This window comes from Rhodoblastus sp., assembly GCF_052145335.1.
GTDB lineage: Bacteria > Pseudomonadota > Alphaproteobacteria > Rhizobiales > Beijerinckiaceae > Rhodoblastus.
In genome coordinates this window covers 1-6,865 of record NZ_JBKQOU010000361.1, presented here as the reverse complement: position 1 = coordinate 6,865, position 6,865 = coordinate 1, and the positions used below count along the sequence as shown (strand labels likewise).

The 6,865-nt window shown below is 60.7% G+C and carries 7 protein-coding genes and 2 pseudogenes; 7 read left to right on the top strand and 2 right to left on the bottom strand.

The annotated features are described in order from the left end of the window. The 3 genes and pseudogenes from ACLP2E_RS21505 to ACLP2E_RS21495 all read left to right on the top strand — a co-directional run. Positions 1-582 (top strand): annotated as a pseudogene (locus tag ACLP2E_RS21505) (acetyl-CoA C-acetyltransferase); the annotation flags it as partial. 10 nt (positions 583-592) lie between these two features. Then, positions 593-1,720, top strand: coding sequence for an acyl-CoA dehydrogenase family protein (locus tag ACLP2E_RS21500; protein ID WP_442461515.1), 1,128 nt, complete (start codon positions 593-595; stop codon positions 1,718-1,720). Between the two features lie 18 nt (positions 1,721-1,738). After that, positions 1,739-2,884 carry a CaiB/BaiF CoA transferase family protein gene (locus ACLP2E_RS21495; protein WP_442461514.1) on the top strand — a complete coding sequence of 382 codons (1,146 nt, stop codon included), beginning with the start codon at positions 1,739-1,741 and terminating at the stop codon, positions 2,882-2,884. 19 nt (positions 2,885-2,903) lie between these two features. Here ACLP2E_RS21495 and ACLP2E_RS21490 read toward each other — a convergent pair whose 3' ends face one another. Together ACLP2E_RS21490 and ACLP2E_RS21485 are read right to left on the bottom strand one after the other, a co-directional pair. Then, positions 2,904-3,689 carry an enoyl-CoA hydratase gene (locus ACLP2E_RS21490; RefSeq protein WP_442467075.1) on the bottom strand — a complete coding sequence of 262 codons (786 nt, stop codon included), beginning with the start codon at positions 3,687-3,689 and terminating at the stop codon, positions 2,904-2,906. A gap of 125 nt (positions 3,690-3,814) precedes the next feature. Then, complete coding sequence (locus ACLP2E_RS21485) at positions 3,815-4,183, bottom strand: Crp/Fnr family transcriptional regulator (protein ID WP_442461512.1); 369 nt, start codon at positions 4,181-4,183, stop codon at positions 3,815-3,817. Positions 4,184-4,420: 237 nt separating this feature from the next. On the opposite strand from ACLP2E_RS21485, the gene ACLP2E_RS21480 reads away from it, so the two are divergent. The 4 genes and pseudogenes from ACLP2E_RS21480 to ACLP2E_RS21465 form a co-directional block, all read left to right on the top strand. Further along, a complete protein-coding gene (locus tag ACLP2E_RS21480) occupies positions 4,421-4,588 on the top strand; it encodes a hypothetical protein (protein ID WP_442461511.1) in 168 nt (55 codons plus the stop codon). Between the two features lie 32 nt (positions 4,589-4,620). Beyond that, positions 4,621-5,622, top strand: a complete 1,002-nt coding sequence (locus tag ACLP2E_RS21475; RefSeq protein ID WP_442467074.1) for a PstS family phosphate ABC transporter substrate-binding protein — start codon at positions 4,621-4,623, stop codon at positions 5,620-5,622. 549 nt (positions 5,623-6,171) lie between these two features. Further along, entirely contained in the window at positions 6,172-6,639 is a 468-nt protein-coding gene (locus ACLP2E_RS21470) for a MaoC family dehydratase (protein ID WP_442461509.1), read from the top strand. A 90-nt stretch (positions 6,640-6,729) separates the two neighbouring features. After that, positions 6,730-6,865: pseudogene (locus ACLP2E_RS21465) on the top strand (electron transfer flavoprotein subunit beta/FixA family protein); the annotation flags it as partial.

Here is a 6,865-nt window from a genome sequence, read left to right as displayed (position 1 = left end):
GCGCCGGTGACCCTGCGCTCCGGCAAGAACGAGACGACGGTTGCGCAGGACGAGCAGCCGGGCAAGGCGAAACCCGACAAAATCCGCACGCTGAAGCCGGCCTTCCGCGACGGCGGCACGGTCACCGCCGCCAATTCCAGCTCGATCTCCGACGGCGCGGCGGCTCTGGTGCTGATGCGCCGCTCCGAAGCCGAAAAGCGCGGCTTGACGCCGGTCGCCACCGTGGCCGGCCACGCCACCCACGCCCAAGAGCCGCATCTTTTCGCCACCGCGCCGGTTTTCGCGCTGCGCGCGCTCAGCGAGCGCACCGGTTGGGACTTGAAAGACGTCGATCTGTTCGAGGTCAACGAGGCTTTCGCCGTCGTCGCCATGGCGGCGATGCGCGATCTCGACCTGCCGCACGACAAGGTCAACATCCATGGCGGCGCCTGCGCGCTCGGCCACCCCATCGGCGCCTCGGGCGCGCGCATTATCGTCACCCTGCTGGCGGCGCTGCGGAAAAACGGACTTAAACGCGGCATGGCGTCCCTGTGCATCGGCGGCGGCGAAGCCACCGCCATGGCCGTCGAATTGGTCTCGTGAGGAAACGTCCATGCTGCTGAACGAAACCCAAAGCGAAATTCGCAACATGGCGCGCGATTATGCGCGTGAAAAACTGGCGCCGACGGCGGCCGCCCGCGACGCCAGTCATGAATTTCCCCATGCGGAAATGAAGGAGATGGGCCAGCTCGGCTTTCTCGGCATGACCACGCCGGAGGCCTATGGCGGCTCGGACGTCGGCGCCGTCGCCTATGCCTGCGTGCTGGAGGAAATCGCCGCGGGAGATGGCGCCTGCTCGACCATTTTGAGCGTGCATAATTCCGTCGGCTGCAGTCCGATCCTCAAATTCGGCACGGAGCGACAGAAGCAGCGGTTCCTGCCGAAACTCGCCAGTGGCGAATGGATCGGCGGCTTCGCCTTGACCGAGCCGCAGGCGGGTTCCGACGCATCGAGCCTGCTGACCCGCGCCAAACGCGACGGCGATTCTTACGTGCTTTCCGGGACCAAGCAGTTCATCACTTCCGGCAAGAACGGTCACGTGATCATCACTTTCGCCGTCACCGAGCCCGCCGCCGGCAAGAAAGGCATTTCCGCCTTCATCGTGCCGACCGACACGCCCGGCTACAAGGTCGTGCGGATCGAGGAAAAGCTCGGCCAGCATTCTTCCGACACCTGCCAGATCGCCTTCGATGAAATGCGGCTCCCTGCAGATCTGCGACTCGGCGAGGAGGGGGAGGGCTATCGGATCGCTTTGTCCAATCTCGAAGGCGGAAGGGTCGGCATCGCCTCTCAATCGGTGGGCATGGCGCGAGCAAGCTTCGAGGCCGCGCGCGATTACGCCCGTGAACGCGTGACCTTCGGCCAAAAACTCATCGACCATCAGGCGGTGGCTTTTCGCCTCGCCAGCATGGCCACGGAAATCGAGGCGGCGCGGCAACTGGTCCACCATGCCGCGCAATTGCGCGAAGCCGGTCTGCCCTGCCTGTCCGAAGCCTCGATGGCCAAGCTTTTCGCCTCGGAAATGGCCGAGCGCGTCTGTTCGTCGGCGATCCAGATTTTCGGCGGGGCCGGCTACACCAGAGATTATCCCGTCGAGCGGATTTACCGCGATGTCCGCGTCTGCCAGATTTACGAAGGCGCCAGCGACATCCAGCGCATGGTCATCGCGCGCAATCTTTGAGGGTATCAGGGGGACATTTTGGGGCCGCTGGCGGGGATCAGGATCATCGAAATCGCGGGCATAGGGCCGGGGCCGATGTGCGCCATGCTGCTCGCCGACCTCGGCGCGGAAATCATCTGTGTCGACCGCCCCGGCGGCACGTTGATCGGCCTGCCGGTGGCGCGCGAGCACGATTTTGTCGCCCGCGGGCGCCGCTCCATTGCTCTCGACTTGAAAATGCCGGAAGCGGTCGAGGTCCTGCTGCGTCTGGTTGAAAAGGCTGACGGATTGATCGAGGGTTTTCGGCCAGGCGTCGTGGAGCGTCTCGGTTTCGGCCCGCAGATCTGCCTTGCGCGCAACCCGAAACTCGTCTTCGGCCGCATGACCGGTTTCGGCCAGAGCGGCCCGCTGGCCGAGGTCGCCGGACACGACATCAATTACATCGCCTTGGCCGGCGCGCTTTCAGCCATCGGGCGCAAGGGCGAGAAGCCTCTGCCGCCGCTCAATCTCGTCGGCGATTACGCCGGCGGGGCGCTTTATCTGGCGATCGGCATGCTCGCCGGCCTGCTCAACGCTCGCGCCACTGGCCAGGGCGATGTGATCGACGCCGCCATGGTCGATGGCGTCGCTTCGCTGATGGCGATGTTCTGTTCCCTGCGCGCCAGCGGCGTCTGGCGCGCCGAGCGCGGCGACAATATTCTCGACAGCGGCGCTCCCTGGTACGACACCTACCAGACCGCCGACGGGCTTTATGTCGCCGTCGGCGCGATCGAGCCGAAGTTTTTTCAAGCTTTCGCCAAAATTGTCGAACTCGATACCGAGGATATAGACCGGCAACACGACCGCAGCCATTGGCCGGCGCTGCGTGAAAAACTGACGGCGATTTTCCTGCGCCGCAGCCGCGCGGAATGGACCGCGCTTTTCGAGCGGAGTGAAGCCTGCGTCGCGCCGGTGCTCGATCTGGCCGAAGCGGCGCTCCATCCTCACTTGGTCTCGCGAAAAACCTTTGTCGAGGCGGGCGGCTTCATCCAGCCAGCGCCGGCGCCGCGCTTCGCCAATGCCCAATGCGAAATGCCGGATCCGCCGCCGGAAATCGGCGCCGACACCGACGCGATCCTGGCGGAGTGCGGCTATGGCGCCGATGAATCTGCGGCGCTGAAGGCGTCTGGCGCGGCCACCGGCTGATCGGGCTTTCGTCCTGGCTTCAACGCCCACGCCAGACCGGCGGGCGTCGGGACAAGAAGGCGTCTATGCCTTCCTTCGCGTCCTCCGCCTGCAGATTTTTCGCCATCACCGTGCTGGCGTACTCATAGGCTTCCGCCAGCTTCATTTCGGCCTGACGATAAAAAGCCTGCTTGCCGAGGGCGAGGGTCAGCGGCGATTTCGCCGCCAGCTTGAGCGCGAAGTCGAAGGTGCGCCGGTCCAGTTCTCCGACCGGCGCAATTTCATTGATCAGGCCGAAGCTCAGCGCTGTCGCGGCGTCGATCAGATCGCCGGACAGCAGCATTTGCATCGCATGTTTGGGCGCGACATTGCGCGACAGGGCGACCATCGGGGTCGAGCAGAACAAGCCGATGTTCGCCCCCGGCGTGGCGAAACATGCGCCTTCGGCGGCGAAGGCCATGTCGGCGCTGGCGACGAGTTGCGCGCCGGCGGCGGTGGCGACGCCATGGACCCGGGCGATCACCGGTTGCGGGAGGCGGACGATAGCCTGCATGACCTCGGCGCATTCGGCGAAAAGAGTTTTGACATAGGCTGGATCGTAGCCGCTGGCGCGCAATTCCTTAAGATCATGGCCGCCGCAGAAGGCCGGCCCGGCGCCGGCGATAATCGCAACACGGGCCTCTGCGTCCTCGGCGACCTCAATCAGCGCGGCGCGCAAAGCCCGCAACATGCCGAGCGAAAGACTGTTGCGCGATTGCGGGCGGTTCAGCGTCAAGGTGACGACGCCACGATCTTTTTCGCGCAGCAGGAAGGGGGTGTCGGTCATCGCATTATTCCCGTGGTCACGGTTGCGGTGACAATGCATTGCTATGGAATACTGTCCCGCGAGCGCTGGGAGCAAGGTCAGTCTGCCGAGCGCCGCCGCGAAGGCCTGGCTTTCGAACCTGAGCTTTAGAGCGCGGCGTTGGTCGCGCGTAGCCTGTCGGCAAGTTCTGTCATCACAAACCAAACGAAGTTCGGGATTTCTTCAACCATATATCTGAACTTTTTCATGTCCATCAGCGCCAGTTCGCTGGGCTCCTTTACGCGCGCTGTCGCAGTACGCGGTTGTCCATCCAGCAATGAAAGTATACCGAGCGCCCTGCTTTCATGTATTATTTCTATGACTTTGTCATGCGCAGTGATTTCAACACAACCTGACAAGACAATATACATGCAGGACGGAGGGTCTTTTTCCCGAAATATGATATCGCCAGGGCTGAAGCGTACAACCGTTCCCAACGCTCGGGCAAATTCACGGAAGTCGATAGGTTCGAGCATCTGCTTTGCTTCCTATCATCAAAATATCATATTTCATCACACAAGAGTTCTCGTGCGGTGTCAATCCGTAATCGGCCCGCCAACCAAGATTTGCAATCGGGAGCGCCAAGCCTCCGTTATGCAAGTGTCTGATGAAACAAAGCGTTCCACGTCGGATAAAAAATCGGGGGTGGATAAAAAAATGGCGGTCCCAATTTGAATGCGACAACACTCGTCAGGTTGCGGATTTTTTGCGGAATGCTGGGCGAATTTTCGTTGGGCACGGGCGTTTTTTCTCGGCTGACCGTTGGCCAATCCGATCTGGAAAAGATGAAAATACCAAAGGAATCAAATCGGCGCGGGAAAGTTTTCGCGCTCGACCGCCAGCCGGGCGTCGTTTGCCAACAAATAAATCGCAGCGCATGATGCAGAAAAAAATTTCAACGGGAGAATTTGTCATGAAGCTTGGCCTCTTCGCCGCCGTTTCCGTCCTTTCCATGATGGCGGCCTCCGTCGCATTCGCGCTGGACCAAAACCTTCCGGCCTATCAGCCGGCCGCCGGAATCACCGGGCAATTGAAATCGGTCGGGTCCGACACACTCGATCGTCAAATGGAGGCTTGGGCCAAGGGATTCCAGCGCTTTTATCCCGAGGTGAAAATCGAAGTCGAAGGCAGGGGATCGGCTACGGCGCCGGAAGCCTTGGTAGAGGGCACAGCGCAGTTCGGGCCGATGTCGCGTTTCATGAGCGCCGGGGAAGCGGAAAAATTCGAGAAAAAATTTGGCTACAAAGTCTCGAATTTTCGAGTCGCGATAGATGCGCTGGCGATCTACGTCAACAAGGACAATCCCATCCCCTGCCTCGCGATGCAGCAGGTGGACAGGATTTTTTCAGCGACGCGCAAGGGGAGCGGCGGCAGAAGCATCGTCACCTGGGGTGATGCCGGACTGACGGGAGAGTGGGCGTCGAAGCCGATCGTGATCTATGGTCGCAATTCCATTTCCGGAACGCATGATTTTTTCAGGCAGATTGTCTTGTATGACGGCGACTTCAAACCCGACGTCAATCAGGAGCCAAGTTCCCAGGCGGTGGTTCAACACGTCGCCGAGGATAAATTCGCCATCGGTTATTCCGGCATCGCCTTCAAGACCGACGGCGTTCGCGCCGCTCCTTTATCCGTGAACCCGGGCGGGCAATTATCCGTGAACCCGGGCGGTCAATGTCACAACGCGACGCTGGAGGAAACCATCGGCGGCAAATATCCGATCGCGCGATATCTTTATGTTTATCTGAACAAGAAGCCGGACGAGCAACTCGACCCTCTGCGCGCCGAATTCGTCAAATATATTCTGTCGAGGGACGGCCAGGCCCTGGTCGAGCAAGAGGGTTATTACTCCCTCACCAACGAGATCCGGGAGGCGGAATTGCGAAAGCTGGGACTTTCCCCGCCAGAGAGATAGTCGCTGTTTTTGCGGCTGTCCGCCAAGGCGCCCTGTCCGGAATGAAAAAGCCGACTATGGCGAGTCATCGTCGCCAATGGGAAGGGCGCGGCGGAAGCCCACAGCTGGACGATGGCGCGCGACAGGAAGCGCGCATCGTAACTTCGTAGGCTTGCAGACGACGGTCGCACGTAAAACTGGGCGATGACCGGACCGAAGCGGTTTGCCGCTCGTTGGTCATCGTTTCGGACCGAAATCCTCCTTGAAATCGGATTTTTTTCATTGACATGGCCTTCCCTGGCCGAAATTTGCTTCGTTTTGGCCGGAAAACACCTAGCGCATTGAACGCAAAAGGAAGTAACCAAGCCGTCAGGCGTCAGAACGAACGAGCGATCGCTACGGCTCCGAGCGCCGGTTCGAGCGGCAGGCCGTTTCCCACTTCCGCAAGAGGATCGAATCGCCAGCCGGGGCCATTCCCCTTTGTCGAGGGCGCCGCGATTGAGAACTCGATCCAAGTTTGTTAGGAATGCGGCCGGCTTTGCGGCGGATAAGGGCGCGGGAGGAATATGAATGAATGATTTGAACGGCTTTGACCTTGAGGATCTTTCGCTGGGCATGACGGCGACTTTCGCCAAGACCATCACCGAGGCCGATATTGTTTTGTTCGCCGGCGTTTCCGGCGACAATAACGCCATTCATATCAACGAGGAATTTGCCGCCTCCACGGCTTTTGGCGGTCGCATCGCCCACGGCTTTCTCACCGCCAGCGTGATCTCGGCGGCGATCGCTGGACGGCTTCCCGGGCCCGGCTCGATCTATCTGGAACAGCGCATGCGCTTTCTCGCGCCGGTTCGGCCCGGCGACACCGTCCACGCCACTGTCACGGTGAAGGAGATCCATGCGGAGCGCGCCCACGTCACTCTTGGAACCATCTGCCGCGTTGGCAACGTCAATGTCGTCTCCGGGGAAGCCATGGTCAAAGTCGGCTCGCTGAAAAAGCGGGAAGAAAAGAAAAAACTGGCCCTCGCCAGCGTCTGAGAGGACTGAGCCTTCCGGGAGTTTCCGGCAGGTTCCAAATGCGCCTGCGCCGATTGCCGAGAGCATCGGTCGGAATGGAGTTTTGCGATCATGAAAATACTTGTGCCCGTGAAGCGGGTGGTTGATTACAACGTCAAGATCCGGGTGAAGACGGACGGATCGGGCGTCGAACTGGCCAATGTCAAGATGTCGATGAACCCGTTCGACGAAATCGCCGTCGAGGAGG